The sequence below is a fragment of the Enterobacter genomosp. S genome, assembly GCF_001631805.1.
Taxonomy (GTDB): domain Bacteria; phylum Pseudomonadota; class Gammaproteobacteria; order Enterobacterales; family Enterobacteriaceae; genus Enterobacter; species Enterobacter quasihormaechei.
The window spans coordinates 47,503-71,664 of the sequence record NZ_LVVA01000019.1 but is presented as its reverse complement, the minus strand read 5'-3'; the positions used below and the strand labels follow the sequence as shown (position 1 = coordinate 71,664).

Genomic DNA, 24,162 nt, shown 5'->3' with positions numbered 1-24,162 from the left:
GGGGCGAGGATGAAGGTTTATCAGGAACGTTTTAGCAGCATCCAGAGGCTGATCAGGAAGAAACTGGCGCTCGGCAACAGCGCGCCGATAATTGGCGGAATGCCGTACACCAGCGTCAGCGGACCAAAAATCTGATCGAGGACGTAGAACACGAAACCAAAGCTGATACCGGTCACCACGCGAACCCCCATCGGCACGCTACGCAGTGGGCCAAAGATGAACGACAGCGCCATCAGCATCATCACCGCCACCGACAGCGGCTGGAAGATTTTGCTCCACATGTTGAGTTGGTAACGCCCCGCATCCTGTCCGCTGGACTTCAGATACTTCACGTAGTTATGCAGACCGCTGATGGAGAGCGCATCGGGGTCAAGCGCCACGACGCCGAGCTTGTCTGGCGTCAGGTCGGTTTTCCAGGTACCGCTGACGGTCTGCGAGCCGGTGATCTGTTTCGGGTTCGTCAGGTCAGATTCATCAACCTGCGATAACCGCCACAGCTTATTGTTGGCATCAAATTTCGCAGAGGCGGCATAACGCACGGACTGCAAACGACGCTGGTCGTTAAAGGCATAAATACTCACGCCGCCCAGCTCGTCATCCCCCTTCACGCGTTCGATATAGACGAAGTTCTGACCGTCTTTCGCCCATAACCCCTGCTGAGTGGAGAGCAGTGAACCGCCGTACATCGCCTGAGCACGGTAGTTACGCGCCATCTGTTCGCCCTGCGGCGCAACCCATTCGCCGATCGCCATGGTCAGCAGCACCAGCGGGATCGCGGTTTTCATCACCGACAGCGCAACCTGCATACGGGTAAAGCCCGATGCCTGCATCACCACCAGTTCGCTACGCTGAGCCAGCATCCCCAGACCCAGCAGCGCACCCAGCAGGGCCGCCATCGGGAAGAAGATCTGCACATCTTTTGGCACGCTGAGCAGGGTATACATTCCGGCGCCTAACGCGTCGTAACTCCCCTGCCCGGCTTTTTTCAGCTGGTCGACAAATTTGATAATGCCCGAGAGCGACACCAGCATGAACAGGGTCATCATGATGGTGGTAAAAATTGTTTTACCGATATAGCGGTCAAGTACGCCAAACGCCTGCATTAGATGGCTCCTTTACGCGTAAACCGGGCACGTAGACGACGCACAGGCACCGTGTCCCACAAGTTGAGTCCGACTGCCAGCAGCAGATACAAACCATTCACGACCCAGGTCCAGATCATCGGGTCAATTTTGCCTTTCCCGCCGTTAGACTTGATCGAGGTTTGCAGCAGGAAGAACACCAGATACAGCAGCATCGCCGGCAGCATCGACAGTACGCGGCCCTGACGCGGGTTCACCACGCTCAGCGGCACCACCATCAGCGCCATCATAAATACGGTGAATACCAGCGTAATACGCCAGTGCAGCTCAGCACGTGCACGATCGGTATCGGTATTGATTAAGGTGCGCATGTCCATCTGCTCGGTATCCGTAGGATCGAGCGCGACGGCCTGGTGACCAATGATGGCCTGGTAGTTCTGGAAGTCCGTAATGCGGAAGTCGCGCAGCATTGCCGTGCCTTCGAAACGCGTTCCTTTGTTCAGCGTGACGACCTGAGAGCCATCTTTACGCTGCGCCAGCTGGCCGGAATCCGCCACCACCACCGAAGGGCGAGCGTTACCTTTCGGGCGCAATTGAGCAAGAAACACGTCGTTGAAGCGATTGCCATCAACGCTTTCGATAAACAGAACGGAATTACCGTCGGTCGCCTGCTGGAACTGCCCCTGCGCCAGCGCCGCCAGCCCCGGGTTAGCTTTTGCTTCGGCCAGCACCTCATCCTGATGACGAGAGGATGTCGGCCCCGCCCACATGACGTTGACCGCGGCAACAATGCCCGTGAACAGAGCCAGCACCATGGCTGCTTTTACCAGTACGGCCTTACTGAGGCCGCAGGCATGCATCACGGTGATTTCACTTTCGGTATAGAGCCTACCCAGCGTCATCAGCAAACCGAGGAAAAGGCTTAACGGCAGGATAAGCTGCGCCATTTCCGGCACGCCAAGCCCGAGCAGGGAAAGCACCAGATTCGTTGGGATTTCGCCATCAACCGCCGCGCCGAGGATCCTGACCAGCTTCTGACAGAAAAAGATCAGAAGGAGGATAAAGAGGATCGCCAGTTGGCTCTTCAGCGTCTCCCGAACCAGATATCTTATGATTATCACTTTAAATACGCCCGTTAAAACTCGTCTTATGCAGGAATTTAGCTTGTTTCATGGCTTAAACGTCATTTATTCTCTTGAGTCGTCGAAATCATCGCTAAGATTAAAAAACCCGGCGGATTCGCGCTTCATGACATTTATTGACGTGTCGAAACCGTAGTAACGTAAGATTAACACGAAGTCACCACAACGGCGGACATGAGTTACGAAAGGTTTCAATTCTATCCGTAGCCGCCGCCGTTGTCTTTAAGATTCAGGAGCGTAGTGCATGGAGTTCAGTGTAAAAAGCGGTAGCCCGGAGAAACAGCGGAGTGCCTGCATCGTTGTGGGCGTCTTTGAACCACGCCGACTCTCCCCGATCGCCGAGCAACTCGATAAAATCAGCGACGGCTATATCAGCGCCCTGCTGCGCCGTGGCGAACTGGAAGGCAAACCAGGGCAGACCCTGTTGCTGCACCATGTTCCGAACGTCCTGTCCGAGCGTATTCTGCTGATTGGCTGCGGTAAAGAACGTGAGCTTGATGAGCGCCAGTACAAACAGGTTATTCAGAAAACCATTAATACACTGAATGATACTGGTTCGATGGAAGCGGTCTGCTTCCTGACCGAGCTGCACGTTAAGGGCCGCAACACGTACTGGAAAGTACGCCAGGCCGTCGAAACCGCAAAAGAGAGCCTCTACAGCTTCGATCAGCTGAAGACCACCAAAAGCGAGCCGCGTCGCCCGCTGCGTAAAATGGTCTTCAACGTGCCAACCCGTCGCGAGCTGACCAGCGGCGAGCGCGCTATTCAGCACGGCCTGGCCATTGCTGCGGGCATTAAAGCCGCTAAAGATCTTGGCAATATGCCGCCAAACATCTGTAACGCCGCGTATCTGGCCTCTCAGGCGCGCCAGCTGGCTGACTCCTACAGCAAGAACGTTATCACCCGCGTCATCGGCGAACAGCAGATGAAAGAGCTGGGGATGCACTCTTATCTGGCGGTGGGTAACGGCTCTCAGAATGAATCCCTGATGTCGGTCATCGAATACAAAGGCAATCCGTCTGAAGACGCGCGTCCGATCGTGCTCGTCGGTAAAGGGCTGACCTTTGACTCCGGCGGTATCTCCATCAAGCCTTCAGAAGGCATGGACGAGATGAAGTACGACATGTGCGGCGCGGCGGCGGTTTACGGCGTGATGCGTATGGTTGCGGAGCTTCAGCTGCCCATCAACGTGATCGGTGTGCTGGCAGGCTGCGAAAACATGCCTGGTGGTCGCGCCTATCGTCCGGGCGACGTGCTGACCACGATGTCCGGCCAGACCGTGGAAGTGCTGAACACCGACGCGGAAGGCCGTCTGGTGCTGTGTGACGTGCTGACCTACGTTGAGCGTTTCGAACCTGAAGCGGTCATCGACGTGGCCACCCTGACCGGTGCCTGCGTGATTGCCCTGGGCCACCACATCACCGGCCTGATGTCGAACCACAATCCGCTGGCGCACGAGCTTATCGGCGCGTCCGAGCAGGCCGGTGACCGCGCATGGCGTCTGCCGCTGGGGGACGAGTTCCAGGAACAGCTGGAGTCTAACTTCGCGGACATGGCTAACATTGGTGGTCGTCCAGGCGGCGCAATTACCGCAGGCTGCTTCCTGGCGCGCTTCACCCGTAAATATAACTGGGCGCACCTGGATATCGCGGGGACCGCATGGCGCTCCGGTAAAGCCAAAGGCGCGACCGGACGTCCGGTTGCCCTGCTGTCGCAGTTCCTGCTTAATCGTGCGGGTTTTAACGGCGACGAGTGATGTAATGTGCCGGGTGGCGGCTTCGCCTTACCCGGCCTACACGCCACTCAACCGTAGGCCGGGTAAGCGAAGCACCACCCGGCTTTGCATTTAAATCCACGACAAGAAGCCCCATATATGAAGAATGCAACGTTCTACCTTCTGGACAACGACATCCATCAGGATGGCCTCAGCGCCGTTGAACAGCTGGTGTGTGAAATTGCCGCAGAACGTTGGCGCGCAGGTAAACGCGTACTGATTGCCTGTGAAGATGAGCAGCAGGCGATTCGCCTGGATGAAGCGCTATGGGCGCGTCCGCCGGAAAGTTTTGTTCCGCATAACCTGTCGGGCGAAGGTCCACGCGGCGGGGCACCGGTCGAAATTGCCTGGCCGCAAAAACGCAACAGCAGCGCGCGCGACATTCTCATTAGCCTGCGGACAGACTTTGCAGATTTTGCCACCGCTTTCACAGAAGTGGTAGACTTTGTCCCTTACGAAGAATCCTTGAAACAACTGGCGCGCGAACGCTATAAAGCGTACCGCCTGGCCGGTTTTAACCTGAATACGGCAACCTGGAAATAATGGAAAAGACATATAACCCACGCGATATCGAACAGCCGCTTTACGAGCACTGGGAACAGCAGGGCTATTTCAAGCCTAACGGCGACGAAAGCAAAGAGTCCTTCTGCATCATGATCCCGCCGCCGAACGTCACCGGCAGTTTGCATATGGGGCATGCTTTCCAGCAGACCATCATGGACACCATGATCCGCTACCAGCGCATGCAGGGCAAAAACACCCTGTGGCAGGCAGGGACTGACCACGCGGGTATCGCGACCCAGATGGTGGTTGAGCGTAAAATTGCCGCTGAAGAAGGTAAAACTCGTCACGACTACGGTCGCGATGCGTTCATCGACAAAATCTGGCAGTGGAAGGCAGAATCCGGCGGCACCATTACCCGTCAGATGCGCCGTCTCGGCAACTCCGTGGACTGGGAGCGCGAGCGCTTCACCATGGACGAAGGCCTGTCCAACGCCGTAAAAGAAGTGTTCGTCCGTCTGTACAAAGAAGACCTGATTTACCGCGGCAAACGCCTGGTAAACTGGGACCCGAAACTGCGCACCGCAATTTCTGACCTGGAAGTGGAAAACCGCGAGTCTAAAGGCTCCATGTGGCACATCCGCTATCCGCTGGCCGACGGCGCAAAAACCGCAGACGGTAAAGATTACCTGGTGGTGGCGACCACCCGTCCGGAAACCCTGCTGGGCGATACCGGCGTGGCCGTTAACCCGGAAGATCCGCGCTATAAAGATCTGATCGGCAAATTTGTGGTGCTGCCGCTGGTGAACCGCCGCATTCCGATTGTGGGCGACGAACACGCCGACATGGAAAAAGGCACCGGCTGCGTGAAAATCACCCCGGCGCACGACTTCAACGACTATGAAGTGGGCCGTCGTCACGCCCTGCCGATGATCAACATTCTGACCTTCGACGGCGATATCCGCGAAAGCGCAGAAGTGTACGACACCAAAGGCAACGAATCCGACGTTTACTCCAGCGAGATCCCGGCAGAGTTCCAGAAGCTGGAACGCTTTGCCGCGCGTAAAGCCATCGTAGCCGCCGTTGATGCGCTCGGCCTGCTGGAAGAGATTAAGCCTCACGATCTGACCGTGCCGTACGGCGACCGTGGCGGCGTGGTTATTGAGCCAATGCTGACCGACCAGTGGTACGTCCGTGCCGACGTGCTGGCGAAACCGGCTGTGGAAGCGGTTGAAAACGGCAGCATTCAGTTCGTGCCGAAGCAGTACGAAAACATGTACTTCTCCTGGATGCGCGACATTCAGGACTGGTGTATCTCCCGTCAGCTGTGGTGGGGCCACCGCATCCCGGCATGGTACGACAACGAAGGCAACGTCTACGTTGGCCGCAGCGAAGAGGAAGTGCGTCAGGAAAATAACCTGAGCGCTGACGTTGCCCTGCGCCAGGACGAAGACGTGCTGGATACCTGGTTCTCCTCCGCGCTGTGGACCTTCTCCACCCTCGGCTGGCCGGAAAACACCGACGCGCTGCGTCAGTTCCACCCAACCAGCGTGATGGTGTCCGGCTTCGACATTATCTTCTTCTGGATTGCCCGCATGATCATGATGACCATGCACTTCATCAAAGATGAAGACGGCAAGCCGCAGGTTCCGTTCCATACCGTCTATATGACCGGCCTGATCCGCGACGATGAAGGCCAGAAGATGTCCAAATCCAAGGGTAACGTTATCGACCCGCTGGACATGGTTGACGGTATTTCTCTGGAAGAGCTGCTGGAAAAACGTACCGGTAATATGATGCAGCCGCAGCTGGCTGAGAAAATCCGCAAGCGTACCGAGAAGCAGTTCCCGAACGGGATTGAGTCTCACGGTACCGACGCCCTGCGTTTCACCCTGGCGGCACTGGCCTCTACCGGTCGCGACATCAACTGGGACATGAAGCGTCTGGAAGGTTACCGTAACTTCTGTAACAAGCTGTGGAACGCCAGCCGCTTCGTGCTGATGAACACCGAAGATCAGGACTGCGGCTTTAACGGCGGCGAGATGACCCTGTCTCTGGCAGACCGCTGGATCCTGGCGGAATTTAACCAGACGGTGAAAGCGTTCCGCGACGCGCTGGACAGCTACCGCTTCGATATCGCAGCGGGCATTCTGTACGAATTCACCTGGAACCAGTTCTGCGACTGGTATTTGGAGCTGGCGAAGCCGGTCATGAACGGCGGTTCAGAAGCGGAGCTGCGCGGCACGCGTAATACGCTGATTACCGTTCTGGAAGGCCTGCTGCGCCTGGCGCATCCGGTCATTCCGTTCATCACCGAAACCATCTGGCAGCGCGTGAAGGTCATTGCGGGCATCAATGCCGATACCATCATGCTCCAGCCATTCCCGGAATTCGATGCGACGAAGGTTGATGAAGCCGCGTCTGCGGATACCGAGTGGCTGAAGCAGGCGATCGTTGCGGTACGTAACATCCGTGCCGAAATGAACATCGCGCCGGGTAAACCACTGGAGCTGCTGCTGCGCGGTTGCAGCGAAGCTGCCGTTCGTCGCGTCACCGAGAACAACACCTTCCTGAAAACCATGGCGCGTCTGGAAAGCATCACCGTGCTGCCTGCCGATGACAAAGGTCCGGTTTCCGTGACTAAAATCATCGACGGTGCGGAGCTGCTGATCCCGATGGCGGGCCTGGTCGACAAAGACGCAGAGCTGGCGCGTCTGGCGAAAGAAGTGGCGAAAGTCGACGTGGAAATTGCAAAAATCGAAGGCAAACTGGCGAACGAGGGCTTTGTGGCCCGCGCGCCGGAAGCGGTCATCGCCAAAGAGCGTGAGCGTCTGGTTGCCTTCGCCGATGCGAAGACCAAACTGATCGAGCAGCAGGCCGTTATCGCAGCTCTGTAATATTATGAAAACGCCGGAGGCCCTCTTCGGCGTTTTCTTTTATAAGGCATTTTTTATTCGTACCAGCTTCCCGTCAGGCATGGTTATCCAGTAATACTCACTCCCGCTGAAAGAAAACCTTTCATAGGTTGCCGTGTCGAATTCAACATCAAGAAGAATATTTTTTTCGATACAGTGCTTCTCCGTATCATTTTTCGGGGGAAAACAATACAGATCGCCATCGCTGGATGTTTGAATATCAGCAAATCCGCTGCCAATATCCCAAAAAGTAATAGTATAAGAATCGCTCGAAGGAATATTGTATATTTTCTTCAGCTCTTCTTTATGTTCCAGGTACCAGTGAATTCGCCCCCACTCGGTTAATGGGAAGTGATTCACTACAATATCGTATGACTCGAACCTTCTATCTTTGCTCGCGAACTGCTCTAACACAAACGTAGGGTAGTATTCAACCTGACTCCCTGCCCGGATAACAGTGACAGGTCGTTGTGTCCACAGCAGGTAGCTGAATATCAGTAATACCAGACTCCCGATAACGACTTTAGATTTCGAATTCATACTCCACCCTTAACAGGAATATGCGCACTAAAGTTAGTCATAAATGGCTTGAATGCATAATCACGATGTCGTTGCAGGAAAAACCAGATGCGGAAAAAGCGCAAATTTTTATAAAGTTCGTTAGCAATATCTTCTCTACCGAGGCCAAAATGATCCTGCCCTTTAAAAGAAAGCAATCCCTCCCATGACATGGCATAGCGCTGGAAACGTACCAATGTGATTTGTTGCGCATAAACATCATGTATGCTTATCCCCAAACCATTAAACGTATCAATAAAACGATTGAATTTTGGTAATCTCAAATGATTTATTTTTCCTTTCAAATCCGTAAAAAAACGATAATCCAGACTTGCTTGCCGCTTCAAATATAAATGATTATCTATCGCCTCCCAAATTTTCCTCAGCACATCATTTGTTCCAACACCCTTGATGATCTCTTCATACGCGTGGTTCAAACGGACACCAGTCCATGGTTGCCCGTTGCCGTAATGAAAATGGTCGATTAGCTCACCAATAAGAGGTGCATATAACCCGCTAGCAAATTGCGTAGATAGCTCTTTCATCTCATCGAACATAATATCTGCGCAGTGCTGTCGGCTAATCGGCCTTCCCTGCTTTTGCTGAAGTCCGAATCCGAAAGCATGGGTGTTAAAACTAGCCATCATATCAAATTTCAAACACCTGAATGGGTCGACACGAGCAGAAATGTCCTCCAGACCCAGTTGCTGAAAGTCCCAATCGTTCAAATCGCCACACTGCATATCATCAGTATAATAATTTTCGAAACGATGGAACGTTGCAAAAATCTCACACGGCAGAGACATTGATAAAAGCGCATCTATATTCATGATTCATCATTCTTATAAATTATATAACCCCCCTTTAAACCAGAAGGTAATTTAAGAGAAATTCAAAAAATAAAACTTGAGCAATGCAACGAAAAAAACGGGTTAAAGATGAAAAATTTTCGCATGGTAAATATCGGTCTTGCATGAGAGAAAAGAGGGTGGTATCAAATATCACTATGATAAATTGTTTTTCGATTGAGTAACAAAATGAGTTCCACGCAGTCCCTGCCTACACTCCGCCGGATATCCACCAGCGACAACCCGGCTATCGCCGCCGTTATCCGCACGGTCTCTGCCGAATATGGTCTGACCGCCGACAAAGGCTACACCGTGGCCGACCCGAATCTGGACGAACTTTATCAGCTGTACAGCCAGCCGGGTCATGCGTACTGGGTCATCGAGCAGGACGGACAGGTCGTGGGCGGTGGCGGCATTGCCCCCCTGCTTTGCAGCGAGCCGGATATCTGTGAACTACAGAAAATGTATTTTCTGCCAGCGATACGCGGCCAAGGCCTGGCGAAAAAGCTGGCGCTGATCGCCCTGGAACATGCACGCTCACAGGGCTTTAAACGTTGCTACCTCGAAACCACCGCGTTCCTTAAAGAGGCCATTGGCCTGTATGAACATCTGGGTTTTGAGCATATCGATGCGCCACTGGGCTGCACGGGCCACGTGGACTGCGAAGTCAGAATGCTGAAAAGTCTGTAAGTTTCGTTCCTGCCGTCTTCTGTTAAGCGACTGTAAACTGAATGCTCTACACTCTCAGTTCACACCAAAACAGGGGAAAAGCGATGTCGAAGATAAAAAGCTACGCCGCACCGCAGGCGGGTGCAGAACTTGAGCTGTACGAGTACGATGCGGGCGAACTAAAAGCGGAAGACGTCGAAGTACAGGTTGATTACTGCGGGATCTGCCACTCGGATCTCTCGATGATCGACAACGAATGGGGCTTTTCCAGCTATCCGCTGGTTGCCGGGCACGAAGTGATTGGCCGCGTCGTCGCGCTCGGCAGCGCCGCGCAGGACAAAGGGCTGAAGGTTGGCCAGCGCGTGGGCATTGGTTGGACAGCACGCAGCTGCGGCCACTGCGACGCCTGTATCAGCGGCAACCAGATCAACTGCCTTGAAGGCGCAGTGCCCACCATCCTGAACAAGGGCGGTTTCGCCGATAAGCTGCGCGCCGACTGGCAATGGGTTATCCCGCTGCCGGACAGCATTGATATTGAATCCGCAGGTCCGCTGCTGTGCGGCGGTATCACCGTCTTCAAACCGCTGCTGATGCACCACGTCACCGCCACCAGCCGCGTGGGCGTAATCGGTATTGGCGGTCTGGGGCATATTGCCATCAAACTGCTGCACGCGATGGGCTGCGAAGTGACGGCGTTCAGCTCCAACCCGGCAAAAGAGCAGGAAGTGCTGGCGATGGGTGCAGACAAAGTGGTGAACAGCCGCGATCCTGAAGCGCTGAACGCGCTGGCTGGGCAGTTTGATCTGATCATTAACACCGTCAACGTCGATCTCAACTGGCAGCCGTACTTTGAAGCCCTGGCCTACGGCGGTAACTTCCACACGGTGGGCGCGGTGATGAAGCCGCTGCCGGTTCCGGCGTTTACTCTGATCGGCGGCGATCGCAGCATATCCGGCTCGGCTACCGGCACGCCATATGAGTTACGCAAGCTGATGAAGTTTGCCGGCCGCACCAAAGTGGCGCCGACCACCGAGCTGTATCCGATGTCGAAAATCAACGAAGCGATACAGCACGTGCGCGACGGTAAAGCCCGTTACCGCGTGGTGTTGAAAGCGGATTTCTGATGTGAGTTTGCCGGGTGGCGGCTTCGCCTTACCCGGCCTACTTTTGCTACTGCGCCAATATATTAAACACTTCCGCCACCGCGACCGCTCCCGGATCCATCACCCCATCCAGGTTTTCCTTGTTAACATACGACGAGCGTCCCGCTCCCGCTTTCGCCATTTTCGCCGTGGCTTCGGCGCCCTGCTGCGCAGCCTGCGCCGCCGCCTGAATAGTGCCTTTCTGTAACGCTTCCAGCGCCGGTTGCAGGGCGTCGATCAGCGTGCGATCCCCGAGATCGGCCCCGCCGTACTGCTTCATCTGCGCCAGCCCGCTCAACAATGCTTCAGGTAGCGGCTGTCCATCGTGAAGCTTTTGCCCCGCCGCCGTAAAGAAGATCGACATCAATACGCCGCTCGATCCGCCCATCACCGTAGCCAGCCGCTCACCCACAAGCTGGAGTAATGTCGGCACGTCGTTAAGGGGCAGGTTGTTCTCCTCCAGACGCTGCGCAATATCCCGCGCCCCTTGCGCAAAGGTTGAGCCGGTATCACCGTCGCCCACTTTGGCATCCAGCGCGTTCAGGCGATTTTCAAGCTGAATCAATGTATTCGTCACTGAGGAGACAAACCCGCCCACCTGCGGATTGTCCGACGGGGTATATTCCACGCGGTCATGAAGGGCGCTATGTGGGACGGTACGCAGGGGCGCAAACGCGACGGGCTTATGCCAGCCCAGCGTCTCAACCTCGGCGTGAATCGCCTTCTCAACGTAATCGTTGAGCTTTAACAGCGTCAGCGAAAAGCCTTTCATATCCAGCGCGCTCACCAGCGGCGCGGGGCCAATCAGGTAAGCGATCTCCGCTTTCAGCGCTGAATGTGCCAGCTCTTTGGTGAGCAGAGCCATCTCCAGCGCGGACACACCGCCGAGGTTGTTGATCAGCACCGCAAAGCGTCCTTCACCCGCCTGGGCTTTCAGCGGCGTCACCAGCGTATCGATAATCGCCCTGCTGTTTTGCGTATCCACCACCGATGCCCCCGGCTCGCCGTGAATACCCAGCCCCAGCTCCACGTGGCCCTGTTTGATCCGCCCTTCTTCGTCATCGCTCCCCGGCAGGTTGCAGGTTTGCATCGCAACGCCCAGGCTCCAGAGGTTATCGCAGGCCTGTTGCGCAATGTCCCGCACCTCGGTGAGCGATTTCCCCTGCTCTGCCGCATATCCCGCAATCTTATGCACCAGCGCCGTTCCCGCGATGCCGCGCGGCTGCTTGTTATCCGGCAGGGCGATGTCATCCGCCACGATAACCATTTCCACCTTCAGACCGTAGCGTTTGGCTTTTTCCGCGGCCAGGCCAAAGTTAAGCCGGTCACCGGTATAGTTTTTTACGATCAGCAGGCAGCCACGATCGCCCGTCACCGCCACAATGGCGTTGAGAACCGCATCCACGCTTGGGGAGGCAAACAGATCGCCACACACCGCGGCGGTGAGCATGCCTTTACCGACAAACCCGGCATGCGCCGGTTCGTGACCGGAGCCGCCACCGGAGATCACCGCCACGCGGCTTTTATCCCAGTCGCCGCGCGTCACCACGCGGATGGCCGGATCAATATCGAGTTTGACGAGATTACCGTGCGGCGCGGAGAGGAGTATGCCTTCAATGGCGTCGTTGACAAGCTGTTTGCGGTCGTTAAAAAAGAATCTGGACATAGTTTCCCAAAAATTTGTTTACCGTATGCAAAAGCATAGTTCGCACTGGATAATGCGCCGCAAAGTGAGGAATTTACGCAGACATTTTGCCGTCAGGTTGCCTATACTCCACCCAGGACTACGAGAGGACGCGCATCATGAGTACACCATTGTTAATCGCCAGGACGCTGGAAAAAGAGCTGTTTTTACTGCCTGCGATGACGAACCGTCATGGCCTGATCACAGGCGCGACCGGGACGGGGAAAACCGTCACCCTGCAAAAGCTGGCGGAGTCATTGTCAGACATTGGCGTGCCGGTCTTTATGGCTGACGTGAAGGGCGATTTAACCGGGGTGGCTCAGGAAGGTACAGCGTCAGAAAAACTGCTCGAGCGTCTGAAAAATATCGGTATCACGGACTGGACGCCACACGGCAATCCTGTCGTGCTATGGGATATCTTCGGCGAAAAAGGGCATCCGGTGCGCGCCACCGTCTCCGATCTCGGTCCTTTGCTGCTGGCCCGTCTGCTTAATCTTAACGACGTACAGTCCGGGGTGCTGAACATTATCTTCCGTATCGCCGACGATCAGGGGCTGCTGCTGCTTGATTTCAAAGATCTGCGCGCCATCACCCAGTACATCGGCGATAACGCCAAATCCTTCCAGAACCAGTACGGCAATATCAGCAGCGCCTCTGTCGGTGCCATTCAGCGTGGGCTACTGACGCTGGAGCAGCAGGGCGCCGAACACTTCTTCGGCGAGCCGATGCTGGATATTAAAGACTGGATGCGCACCGACAGCAACGGCAAAGGCATCATCAACATTCTGAGTTCAGAAAAGCTCTACCAGATGCCAAAGCTTTACGCCGCCAGCCTGCTGTGGATGCTCTCCGAACTGTACGAGCAGTTACCGGAAGCGGGCGATCTGGAAAAACCCAAACTGGTCTTCTTCTTTGACGAAGCACACCTGCTGTTTAACGACACGCCGCAGGTGCTGCTGGATAAAATTGAACAGGTTATCCGCCTGATCCGCTCCAAAGGGGTTGGGGTCTGGTTTGTGTCGCAAAACCCGTCGGATATTCCTGACAACGTGCTGGGGCAGCTGGGTAACCGCGTACAGCACGCCCTGCGCGCCTTTACGCCGAAAGATCAGAAAGCCGTCAAAGCCGCCGCGCAAACCATGCGTGCCAATCCGGCCTTTGATACCGAAGCGGCCATTCAGGCGTTAGGCACCGGCGAAGCGCTGATTTCGTTCCTGGACGTAAAAGGCAGCCCGACAGTTGTCGAGCGCGCCATGGTGATCGCGCCCTGCTCGCGCATGGGGCCGGTGACGGACGATGAACGCAACAGCTTGATTAACCACTCTCCCCTTTACGGGAAGTATGAAGACGAGGTGGATCGCGAATCCGCGTTCGAGATGCTGCAAAAAGGGGTTCAGGCAACCACCGAATCGCAGGATGCTCCACCCGCTAAGGGCCAGTCAGTCGCAGTGGATGACGGCATTCTCGGCGGGCTAAAAGACATTTTGTTTGGCACAACCGGACCGCGCGGCGGCAAGCGCGACGGCGTGGTACAGACTATGGCGAAAAGCGCCGCGCGGCAGGTCACCAATCAGATTGTGCGCGGCATGCTGGGAAGTCTGCTAGGCGGCCGTCGCCGGTAGCGGGGGAACCCACGGGCGGCCCAGCGCCGAACCCTGTACACCGTGTTCACGCAGATAACGGTCAATTTCTACCATCCCCGTCCAGCGGTTCTCGCACCATAGCGGTGCCAGAAGCGTTGGGCGGCGGGCGCTTGCCGAGATACGGTGATAAACAATGTCCGGCGGCGTGTGGCGAATCATCTCCCCCGCCGTGACCGTATAGTCGTCGAGTTCAATACCGCTTAACCGCCCCGCTTCCCAGGCTTTCGCCATTATGCTGCCCTTTACGATGTGCAGCGGATGCAGCTTGATCCCGTCCACGCCGGTCTCAACGACTTTTTCCAGCGTCTCCAGGCCATGCTGCTGCCCTTCTCCGGGCAAGCCGACAATCAAATGCGAACAGACTTTCAGGCCACGCTCGCGGGCGAGACGCGTGGTGCGCTGGTAGCAGGCGAAATCATGCCCGCGATTGATACGGTGCAGGGTTTTATCGTGCGCGGTCTGCAAGCCCAGCTCCAGCCAGATCTCGTAGCCTTTCTCTTTGTACTCGCTAAGTAAATCCAGCACCGCCTCCGGCACGCAGTCCGGGCGCGTACCCACGCACAGCCCGACAATGTTCGCCTGAGCAACCGCCTGCTGATACATGGAACGCAGCACCTGCACCTCGGCCCACGTGCTGGTGTAGGCCTGGAAATAGGCCAGATATTGCCTGGCACGGTTCACGAGGCTGGCCTGATGGGCGAGCTGTTCTGCGATAGATTTATGCTGCTGGGCTTCGTCAGCAAACGACGCCACGTTGCAGAACGTGCAGCCACCACGCCCGATGGTGCCGTCGCGGTTCGGACAGCTAAAGCCGCCGTGCAGCGTCAGCTTATGCACCTTTTGCCCGTAACGCTGCAAAAGATCCCCACCAAACATATTGACTAATTTCTGTAACTGCATAATCTGATAGACCGTCCCGAAGAAAGGGGACAAGCCTGCCATTTTTAGCCTCTGTCGGCGATGACCTGGATCAATCGCCCTGGACGGCCTTTATCTATTTGAATAAATAATCACGATTACCGAGATTTCATTCATCCGCCGCGTAATTACTTTTCCTTATGTTCCGATGGTTTTTTTCATTTATAGCGCCAGGACTGAAAAACAGTGATTTTATGCGGGGTCTAGCACTACACCAGATTATTATTCTGCCATAAATCCGCATTTCAGCATGCTGCATCAATAATACCGCTTTCATATAGTGAGTCAGATCACACTCCCCTGCACCTTCCTGACGCTTTAAGTGGTTGTAAAATTAGTTATATAACCAATTAAAACAAAGGGATAATAACTCTTTAGCACATTTTTGTATAAATAAGATTGCCATTTGACCTGTGTACTAATTCCCGATAAGTTGGAAATCCGCTGGAAGCTTTCTGGATGAGCGGCCTGCTCATCATATTTATGCAGTAATTGAGATTCCCTCTGAAGCAAGTCCTCAAACTTGTTTACCTGCGCGAAAGGATGAAAAAGAGGGCGAATGCGAGGTTCGCGTATGAAACGCAAACCCCGTCGCCATGCTCTTTTTGCGCCTGCGCGCCACGGTAAAGTTCAGTGGGAAGCCCGACGAGCCTGGGGAGGTTCACTGATATGTTGTACGATAAATCCCTTGAGAAGGATAACTGTGGTTTCGGCCTGATCGCCCACATAGAAGGCGAACCTAGCCACAAGGTAGTGCGTACCGCTATTCACGCACTGGCCCGTATGCAGCACCGTGGCGCCATCCTGGCCGATGGTAAAACCGGCGACGGTTGCGGCCTGCTGCTGCAAAAACCGGATCGTTTCTTCCGCATCGTGGCGGAAGAGCGCGGCTGGCGTTTAGCCAAAAACTACGCTGTCGGCATGCTGTTCCTGAATCAGGATCCTGAAAAGGCTGCCGCCTCACGCCGCATCGTTGAAGAAGAACTTCAGCGCGAAACCCTGTCGATTGTCGGCTGGCGCGATGTGCCAACCAACGAAGGGGTACTCGGTGAAATCGCCCTCTCCTCGCTGCCTCGTATTGAGCAGATTTTCGTTAACGCGCCTGCGGGCTGGCGTCCGCGCGATATGGAACGCCGTCTGTTTATCGCCCGTCGCCGCATTGAAAAACGTCTTCAGGACGATAAAGAGTTCTACGTCTGTAGCCTCTCTAACCTGGTGAACATCTATAAAGGTCTGTGTATGCCGGCTGACTTGCCGCGCTTCTACCTGGACCTGGCGGACCTGCGTCTGGAATCGGCCATTTGCCTGTTCCACCAGCGCTTCTCCACCAACACCGTACCACGCTGGCCGCTGGCGCAGCCGTTCCGCTACCTGGCGCACAACGGCGAGATCAACACCATCACCGGTAACCGCCAGTGGGCGCGTGCTCGTACCTATAAGTTCCAGACCCCGCTGATCCCTGACCTGCACGATGCCGCACCGTTCGTGAACGAAACCGGCTCTGACTCCAGCTCCATGGATAACATGCTGGAACTGCTGCTGGCGGGCGGGATGGATATCGTGCGCGCCATGCGTCTGCTCGTGCCACCGGCCTGGCAGAACAACCCGGATATGGATCCGGAGCTGCGCGCGTTCTTCGACTTTAACTCCATGCATATGGAGCCGTGGGACGGCCCGGCAGGTATCGTGATGTCCGACGGTCGCTTCGCTGCGTGTAACCTGGACCGTAACGGTCTGCGTCCGGCGCGCTACGTCATCACCAAAGATAAACTCATCACCTGCGCCTCTGAAGTGGGGATCTGGGATTACCAGCCTGACGAAGTGGTCGAGAAAGGCCGCGTCGGTCCGGGCGAGCTGATGGTTATCGATACCCGCGGGGGCCGTATTCTGCACTCTGCGGAAACCGATAACGATCTGAAAAGCCGCCATCCGTATAAAGAGTGGATGGCGAAAAACGTCCGTCGCCTGGTGCCGTTCGAAGATCTGTCTGACGACGAAGTGGGCAGCCGCGAGATGGACGACGATACCCTCGCAAGCTTCCAGAAGCAGTTTAACTACAGCGCGGAAGAGCTGGATTCGGTTATTCGCGTGCTCGGCGAAAACGGCCAGGAAGCGGTCGGCTCGATGGGTGACGATACCCCGTTCGCCGTGCTCTCCAGCCAGCCGCGCATTATTTACGACTATTTCCGTCAGCAGTTTGCGCAGGTGACCAACCCGCCAATCGATCCGCTGCGTGAAGCCCACGTGATGTCGCTGGCCACCAGCATCGGCCGTGAGATGAACGTCTTCTGCGAAGCCGAAGGCCAGGCGCACCGTCTGACCTTTAAATCGCCGATCCTGCTGTACTCTGATTTTAAACAGCTCACCACCATGACCGAGGAGCACTACCGCGCCGACACGCTCGATATCACCTTCGACGTGACCGAAACGAGCCTCGAAGAGACGGTGAATGCGCTGTGCGACAAAGCCGAGCAGATGGTGCGTAACGGCACCGTTCTGCTGGTGCTGTCTGACCGTAACATTGCGAAAAACCGTCTGCCGGTGCCTGCGCCAATGGCGGTGGGGGCTATCCAGACGCGTCTGGTCGACAAGAGCCTGCGCTGCGACGCCAACATCATTGTGGAAACCGCCAGCGCCCGCGATCCGCACCACTTTGCCGTGCTGTTAGGCTTTGGTGCGACGGCGATCTACCCGTACCTGGCCTACGAAACGCTGGCCCGCCTGGTAGACACCCGCGCCATCGACAAAGATTACCGCACGGTGATGCTGAACTACCGTAACGGCATCAACAAAGGCCTGTACAAGATCATGTCCAAAATGGGCATCTCGACCATTGCCTCTTACCGCTGCTCGAAGCTGTTTGAAGCGGTCGGCCTGCACGACGACGTCGCCAACCTCTGCTTCCAGGGCGTGGTCAGCCGCATCGGCGGCGCCGGTTTTGCTGACTTCCAGCAGGATCTGGTGAACCTGTCGAAGCGCGCCTGGCTGGCACGTAAGCCGCTGGAACAGGGCGGCCTGCTGAAATACGTTCACGGCGGCGAATATCACGCCTACAACCCGGACGTGGTGCGCACGCTGCAACAGGCGGTACAGAGCGGCGAGTACAGCGATTATCAGCAGTACGCTGAGCTGGTGAATAACCGTCCGGCAGCGACGCTGCGCGACCTTATTGCCCTCAATCCGGGCGATGAAGCGGTCAGCGTTGACGAAGTTGAGCCTGCATCCGAACTGTTCAAACGCTTCGATACCGCGGCGATGTCCATCGGCGCGCTGAGCCCGGAAGCCCACGAAGCGCTGGCGGAAGCCATGAACAGCATCGGCGGCAACTCCAACTCCGGCGAGGGCGGTGAAGATCCGGCCCGTTACGGCACCAACAAAGTGTCGCGCATCAAACAGGTGGCGTCCGGCCGCTTTGGCGTAACCCCTGCCTACCTGGTTAACGCCGACGTGATCCAGATTAAGGTCGCTCAGGGTGCAAAACCGGGCGAAGGCGGTCAGCTGCCGGGTGATAAAGTCACCCCGTACATCGCCAAACTGCGCTACTCGGTGCCGGGCGTGACGCTGATTTCCCCGCCGCCGCACCACGATATCTACTCTATCGAGGACTTAGCGCAGCTCATTTTCGACCTGAAACAGGTCAACCCGAAAGCGATGATCTCCGTGAAGCTGGTTTCCGAGCCGGGCGTCGGCACCATCGCCACCGGCGTGGCGAAAGCCTATGCGGACCTGATCACCATTGCCGGCTACGACGGCGGTACCGGCGCAAGCCCGCTCTCCTCCGTGAAATACGCGGGCTGTCCGTGGGAGCTTGGCCTGGTGGAAACCCAGCAGGCGCTGGTGGCTAACGGTCTGCGTCACAAGATCCGTTTGCAGGTGGACGGCGGTCTGAAAACCGGCCTCGACATCATCAAAGCGGCGATTCTGGGTGCGGAAAGCTTCGGCTTCGGTACCGGCCCGATGGTTGCGCTCGGCTGTAAATACCTGCGCATTTGCCACCTGAACAACTGCGCAACCGGCGTTGCGACCCAGGACGAGAAGCTGCGTAAGAATCACTATCACGGCCTGCCGTTCAAAGTGACCAACTACTTTGACTTCATCGCCCGTGAAACCCGCGAGCTGATGGCGCAGCTGGGCGTGAAGCGTCTGGTGGATCTGATTGGCCGTACCGACCTGCTTAAAGAGCTGGAAGGCTTCACCGCCAAGCAGCAGAAGCTTGAGCTGTCTAAGCTGCTGGAAACGGCTGAGCCGCATCCTGGCAAAGCGGTTTACTGCACCGAGAACAACCCGCCGTTCGACAACGGCGTGCTGAACGCGCAGCTGCTGCAACAGGCGAAGCCGTACGTGGACGAGAAGCAGAGCAAAACGTTCTGGTTTGATATTCGCAATACCGACCGTTCTGTCGGCGCGTCCCTCTCCGGTTATATCGCGCAAACGCACGGCGATCAGGGGCTGGCGTCGGATCCGATTACCGCGCACTTCAGCGGTACCGCGGGCCAGAGCTTCGGCGTGTGGAACGCCGGCGGCGTTGAGTTATACCTGACCGGCGATGCCAACGACTACGTCGGCAAAGGCATGGCGGGTGGTCTGCTGGCGGTGCGTCCTCCGGTCGGTTCAGCCTTCCGCAGCCATGAAGCCAGCATCATCGGCAACACCTGTCTGTACGGTGCGACCGGCGGTCGTCTGTTTGCCGCGGGCCGTGCGGGCGAACGTTTTGCGGTGCGTAACTCCGGTGCCATCACCGTGGTGGAAGGCATTGGCGATAACGGCTGCGAATACATGACGGGCGGAATTGTGTGCGTCCTGGGTAAAACCGGCGTGAACTTTGGCGCCGGCATGACGGGCGGTTTTGCCTACGTGCTGGATGAAGACGGTGAGTTCCGCAAACGCGTGAACCCGGAACTGGTGGAAGTGCTGGATGTTGATTCGCTGGCCATTCACGAAGAACACCTGCGCGGTTTGATTACCGAACACGTGCAGCATACCGGTTCTTCGCGCGGCGAAGAGATCCTGGCGAACTGGCCAGCGTTCTCTGCGAAATTCGCGCTGGTTAAGCCGAAGTCCAGCGATGTTAAAGCCCTGTTGGGTCACCGTAGTCGTAGCGCAGCAGAGCTGCGCGTGCAGGCGCAGTAAGGAATTCAGATGAGCCAGAACGTTTACCAGTTTATCGACCTTCAGCGTGTTGATCCGCCAAAGAAACCGCTGAAGATCCGTAAAATTGAATTTGTTGAAATCTATGAGCCGTTTTCAGAAGGCCAGGCCAAAGCACAGGCAGACCGCTGCCTGTCCTGCGGTAACCCTTACTGCGAATGGAAATGTCCGGTCCATAACTACATTCCGAACTGGCTGAAGCTGGCCAACGAAGGGCGTATTTTTGAAGCCGCCGAGCTGTCTCACCAGACCAACACCCTGCCGGAAGTGTGCGGGCGCGTGTGTCCTCAGGATCGCCTGTGCGAAGGCTCCTGTACGCTGAACGACGAGTTTGGTGCGGTGACCATCGGCAATATCGAACGCTATATCAACGATAAAGCCTTCGAGATGGGCTGGCGTCCGGATATGACCGGCGTGCGTCAAACCGACAAGCGCGTGGCGATCGTCGGTGCGGGTCCGGCAGGCCTCGCCTGTGCCGACGTGCTGACACGCAACGGCGTGAAGGCGGTGGTTTTTGACCGTCATCCGGAAATCGGCGGTTTGCTGACCTTCGGCATCCCGGCCTTCAAACTGGAAAAAGAGGTGATGACCCGCCGCCGTGAAATCTTCACCGGCATGGGCATTGAGTTCAAACTCAACACCGAAGTGGGCCGCGACGTGCAGCTCGACGATCTGCTGAAGGATTACGACGCCGTGTTCCTGGGCGTGGGTACCTATCAGTCCATGCGCGGTGGTCTTGAGAACGAAGATGCGCCAGGCGTGTACGACGCGCTGCCGTTCCTGATTGCTAACACCAAACAGCTGATGGGCTACGGCGAAACCGCCGACGAGCCGTTTGTCAGCATGGAAGGTAAACGCGTTGTCGTGCTGGGCGGCGGTGATACCGCGATGGACTGCGTGCGTACCTCCATTCGTCAAAACGCGGCGCACGTCATCTGCGCCTACCGTCGTGACGAAGAGAACATGCCGGGCTCTAAACGCGAAGTGAAAAACGCGCGTGAAGAGGGCGTGGAGTTCCAGTTCAACATCCAGCCTCTGGGCATTGAAGTGAACGCCAACGGTAAGGTGAGCGGCGTGAAGATGGCGCGCACGGAGATGGGCGCGCCGGATGCAAAAGGTCGTCGTCGCGCGGAGATCGTGGCAGGCTCTGAGCACGTGATCCCGGCCGACGCCGTGGTGATGGCGTTTGGTTTCCGCCCTCACAGCATGGAGTGGCTGGCGAAGCACAGCGTAGAGCTGGACTCTCAGGGCCGCGTGATTGCGCCGGAAGGCAGCGACAACGCCTTCCAGACCAGCAACCCGAAAATCTTCGCCGGTGGCGATATCGTTCGCGGTTCAGACCTGGTGGTTACCGCGATTGCCGAAGGGCGTAAAGCGGCTGACGGGATCATGAACTTCCTGGAAGTATAAGCCCCTCCGACTCCCCGGCAGAAGCATAAAGCGGAACGCCGGGGAGTCTGTTTTCAGTAACCTACCCTTGAGCCAACGATACCCTCTACCCCAAAAAAGCAGCGTAAATCCCGACGTAAACGTTTGCATTGTCGAAAAAAATGTATATTATGCGGCGGATTTTTTGGCCAAAATTCAAGGAGGCGTTGTGTCGCAAGATAACAATTATAGCCAGGGCCCCGTTCCTCTGGCGGCGCGGAAAGGCGTGGTTCCACTCACTTTTGTGATGTTAGGGTTAACGTTTTTTTCCGCCAGTATGTGGACCGGAGGCACGCTCGGTACCGGTCTTTCCTATAAGGATTTCTTTCTCGCAGTTCTCTTCGGCAATCTCCTCCTCGGTATTTACACTGCTTTTCTTGGCTATATTGGCGCAAAAACCGGCCTCTCAACCCATCTTCTTGCGCGTTACTCGTTCGGTATAAAAGGTTCCTGGCTTCCCTCCATGCTTTTAGGCGGTACGCAGGTAGGATGGTTTGGCGTTGGCGTAGCGATGTTTGCCATCCCGGTGAGTAAAGCCACGGGCATCGACGTGAACGTCCTGATTGCGGTTTCCGGCCTGTTGATGACGTTGACCATTTTTTTTGGCATCTCAGCACTGACGATTTTATCCATCATCGCCGTACCCGCTATCGTCATCCTGGGTAGCTACTCCGTCTGGCTGGCGGTGGACGGCGTGGGAGGGTTGGACCACCTCAAATCCATTGTGCCGCAGACGCCGCTCAACTTTTCCAGCGCGCTGGCGCTGGTTGTAGGTTCGTTTATCAGCGCAGGCACGCTGACCGCCGACTTCGTCCGCTTTGGCCGCAATGCCAAAGGGGCCGTTTTGGTGGCGATGGTGGCATTTTTCCTTGGCAACTCGCTGATGTTTATCTTCGGTGCGGCAGGCGCTGCCGCCGTAGGACAGGCCGATATTTCTGACGTGATGATTGCCCAGGGACTGCTGCTACCGGCAATTGTCGTTCTCGGCCTGAATATCTGGACCACCAATGACAACGCGCTGTACGCCTCTGGTCTGGGTTTCGCCAATATTACTGGCCTTTCCAGCCGTACGCTGTCGGTGGCGAATGGCATTATCGGTACGCTGTGCGCGCTGTGGCTATACAACAACTTCGTTGGCTGGCTGACCTTTCTGTCGGCAGCAATTCCGCCGATTGGCGGGGTGATTATCGCCGACTATCTGATTAATCGCCGCCGCTATGCCAGCTTCGACCCCGCAAATTTCGTGTCCGTTAACTGGATTGCCATTTTCTCGGTCGCCCTGGGCGTTGCTGCCGGGCACTACATTCCGGGAATTGTCCCCGTTAACGCAGTATTGGGTGGCGTCTTCAGCTATTTGGTGTTAAACCCATTCGCCAAACGTACCCTTGCTAATCCTTCGGAGGCTTCCCATGCAGAATAATTCCCTCACTATCCGTCAGGCCCGTTTGCAGGGGCAGGAGGGTTTATGGCAGATCACGATTGAGAACGGACGCTTCAGCCGTATCGATCCTCAGGAAACTGCCCCTGCGCCAGTCGGTCAGGTGCTGGACGCGGAATGCGGGCTGGTTATCCCTCCTTTCATCGAACCGCATATCCATCTGGATACAACGCAAACGGCGGGTGAACCGAACTGGAATCAGTCAGGCACCCTTTTCGAGGGAATCGAGCGCTGGGCCGAACGTAAGGCGATGCTCACCCACGAAGACGTTAAAGCTCGCGCGATGCAGACCCTGAAGTGGCAGATCGCCAACGGCATTCAGTACGTACGTACTCACGTTGACGTCTCGGACCCTACCCTTACGGCACTGAAAGCCATGCTGGAGGTGAAGCAGGAAGTCGCCCCGTGGGTCGATATGCAAATTGTGGCATTCCCGCAGGAAGGCATTCTTTCTTATCCGAATGGTGAAGCACTGCTTGAGGAAGCAGTACGTTTAGGGGCGGATGTCATCGGCGCAATCCCGCACTTCGAATTTACGCGTGAATATGGCGTGGAGTCGCTGCATAAAACGTTTTCCCTGGCCAGAAAGTACGACCGCCTGATTGATGTCCACTGTGACGAAATTGATGATGAGCAATCGCGCTTCGTTGAAACCGTTGCCGCCCTGGCACATCGTGACGGAATGGGTTCGCGCGTGACCGCCAGCCATACCACGGCAATGCACTCCTATAATGGCGCGTATACGTCCCGGCTGTTCCGCCTGTTAAAAATGTCAGACATTAACTTCGTGGCAAACCCGCTGGTTAACACGCATTTGCAGGGCCGTTTCGATACCTATCCCAAACGCCGCGGCATTACACGCGTCAAAGAAATGCTGGAAGCGGAGATCAACGTCTGCTTTGGTCATGACGACGTTTTCGATCCGTGGTATCCGCTGGGAACCGCGAATATGCTTCAGGTTCTGCATATGGGGCTGCACGTCTGCCAACTGATGGGCTACGGGCAAATAAACGATGGGCTTAACCTGATCACTACCCACAGCGCGAAAACGCTTAATTTGCAGGACTATGGCGTGCGCGTTGGGAATTCAGCAAACCTGGTGATCCTCCCGGCAGAGAATGGGTTTGATGCCGTTCGTCGCCAGACGCCGACACGATACTCTGTTCGCCACGGCAAGGTGATTGCCGAGACGGTGCCCAGCCAGACAACCTTGCATCTGACGCAGCCGGAAGCGGTGACGTTTAAGCGCTAATTCTTGGTTGGAAACCGCGT

General features: G+C 56.2%; 16 protein-coding genes. 10 read left to right on the top strand and 6 right to left on the bottom strand.

What is annotated here, in order from left to right:
• Positions 1-20 precede the first annotated feature (20 nt).
• Both lptG and lptF read right to left on the bottom strand, forming a co-directional pair.
• Positions 21-1,103: an LPS export ABC transporter permease LptG gene (gene lptG, locus A3466_RS13810; RefSeq protein WP_063451024.1), complete on the bottom strand. Its 1,083-nt coding sequence runs from the start codon at positions 1,101-1,103 to the stop codon at positions 21-23.
• Positions 1,103-2,203, bottom strand: a complete 1,101-nt coding sequence (gene lptF / locus A3466_RS13805) for an LPS export ABC transporter permease LptF (RefSeq protein ID WP_063451023.1) — start codon at positions 2,201-2,203, stop codon at positions 1,103-1,105. Before lptF ends, lptG begins: the two co-directional genes overlap by 1 nt.
• A 265-nt stretch (positions 2,204-2,468) precedes the next feature.
• Here lptF and pepA point away from each other — a divergent pair, with 265 nt between their 5' ends.
• From pepA to A3466_RS13790, 3 genes are all read left to right on the top strand, one after another.
• Positions 2,469-3,980, top strand: a complete 1,512-nt coding sequence (gene pepA, locus A3466_RS13800) for a leucyl aminopeptidase (RefSeq protein ID WP_063451022.1) — start codon at positions 2,469-2,471, stop codon at positions 3,978-3,980.
• Positions 3,981-4,097: 117 nt separating this feature from the next.
• A complete protein-coding gene (gene holC / locus A3466_RS13795; protein WP_063451021.1) occupies positions 4,098-4,541 on the top strand; it encodes a DNA polymerase III subunit chi in 444 nt (147 codons plus the stop codon).
• A complete protein-coding gene (locus A3466_RS13790; protein WP_063451020.1) occupies positions 4,541-7,396 on the top strand; it encodes a valine--tRNA ligase in 2,856 nt (951 codons plus the stop codon). Before holC ends, A3466_RS13790 begins: the two co-directional genes overlap by 1 nt.
• 39 nt (positions 7,397-7,435) lie before the next feature.
• Here A3466_RS13790 and A3466_RS13785 read toward each other — a convergent pair whose 3' ends face one another.
• Positions 7,436-7,954, bottom strand: a complete 519-nt coding sequence (locus tag A3466_RS13785; protein WP_063451019.1) for a DUF943 family protein — start codon at positions 7,952-7,954, stop codon at positions 7,436-7,438.
• Positions 7,951-8,802 carry a DUF3289 family protein gene (locus tag A3466_RS13780; protein ID WP_063451018.1) on the bottom strand — a complete coding sequence of 284 codons (852 nt, stop codon included), beginning with the start codon at positions 8,800-8,802 and terminating at the stop codon, positions 7,951-7,953. Before A3466_RS13780 ends, A3466_RS13785 begins: the two co-directional genes overlap by 4 nt.
• A 207-nt stretch (positions 8,803-9,009) precedes the next feature.
• Here A3466_RS13780 and A3466_RS13775 point away from each other — a divergent pair, with 207 nt between their 5' ends.
• Positions 9,010-9,510: a GNAT family N-acetyltransferase gene (locus A3466_RS13775; RefSeq protein ID WP_063451017.1), complete on the top strand. Its 501-nt coding sequence runs from the start codon at positions 9,010-9,012 to the stop codon at positions 9,508-9,510.
• Positions 9,511-9,593: 83 nt separating this feature from the next.
• The gene (ahr, locus tag A3466_RS13770; protein ID WP_063451016.1) at positions 9,594-10,613 is read left to right on the top strand and encodes an NADPH-dependent aldehyde reductase Ahr; all 1,020 of its coding nucleotides are present in this window, start codon (positions 9,594-9,596) and stop codon (positions 10,611-10,613) included.
• A gap of 46 nt (positions 10,614-10,659) precedes the next feature.
• Here the strand turns inward: ahr and A3466_RS13765 are convergent, their stop codons facing one another.
• Positions 10,660-12,297: a dihydroxyacetone kinase subunit DhaK gene (locus tag A3466_RS13765; protein ID WP_063451015.1), complete on the bottom strand. Its 1,638-nt coding sequence runs from the start codon at positions 12,295-12,297 to the stop codon at positions 10,660-10,662.
• A gap of 137 nt (positions 12,298-12,434) precedes the next feature.
• Here A3466_RS13765 and A3466_RS13760 point away from each other — a divergent pair, with 137 nt between their 5' ends.
• Positions 12,435-13,937 carry a helicase HerA-like C-terminal domain-containing protein gene (locus A3466_RS13760; RefSeq protein WP_063451014.1) on the top strand — a complete coding sequence of 501 codons (1,503 nt, stop codon included), beginning with the start codon at positions 12,435-12,437 and terminating at the stop codon, positions 13,935-13,937.
• Here A3466_RS13760 and A3466_RS13755 read toward each other — a convergent pair.
• Positions 13,917-14,858, bottom strand: a complete 942-nt coding sequence (locus A3466_RS13755; RefSeq protein WP_120286598.1) for a TIGR01212 family radical SAM protein — start codon at positions 14,856-14,858, stop codon at positions 13,917-13,919. The genes A3466_RS13760 and A3466_RS13755 overlap by 21 nt on opposite strands.
• 687 nt (positions 14,859-15,545) lie before the next feature.
• Between A3466_RS13755 and gltB the strand changes: the two genes are divergently transcribed.
• The 4 genes from gltB to A3466_RS13735 all read left to right on the top strand — a co-directional run bounded on the left by gltB (position 15,546) and on the right by A3466_RS13735 (position 24,142).
• Positions 15,546-20,006, top strand: a complete 4,461-nt coding sequence (gltB, locus tag A3466_RS13750; RefSeq protein ID WP_047367043.1) for a glutamate synthase large subunit — start codon at positions 15,546-15,548, stop codon at positions 20,004-20,006.
• A gap of 9 nt (positions 20,007-20,015) precedes the next feature.
• Positions 20,016-21,434, top strand: a complete 1,419-nt coding sequence (gltD, locus tag A3466_RS13745) for a glutamate synthase subunit GltD (RefSeq protein ID WP_063451012.1) — start codon at positions 20,016-20,018, stop codon at positions 21,432-21,434.
• A 187-nt stretch (positions 21,435-21,621) separates the two neighbouring features.
• The gene (gene codB, locus A3466_RS13740; RefSeq protein WP_063451011.1) at positions 21,622-22,872 is read left to right on the top strand and encodes a cytosine permease; all 1,251 of its coding nucleotides are present in this window, start codon (positions 21,622-21,624) and stop codon (positions 22,870-22,872) included.
• Positions 22,862-24,142 (top strand): cytosine deaminase, encoded by a 1,281-nt coding sequence (locus tag A3466_RS13735; RefSeq protein ID WP_063451010.1) that lies wholly within the window; start codon positions 22,862-22,864, stop codon positions 24,140-24,142. The genes codB and A3466_RS13735 overlap by 11 nt, the downstream gene beginning before the upstream one ends.
• Positions 24,143-24,162: the final 20 nt, after the last annotated feature.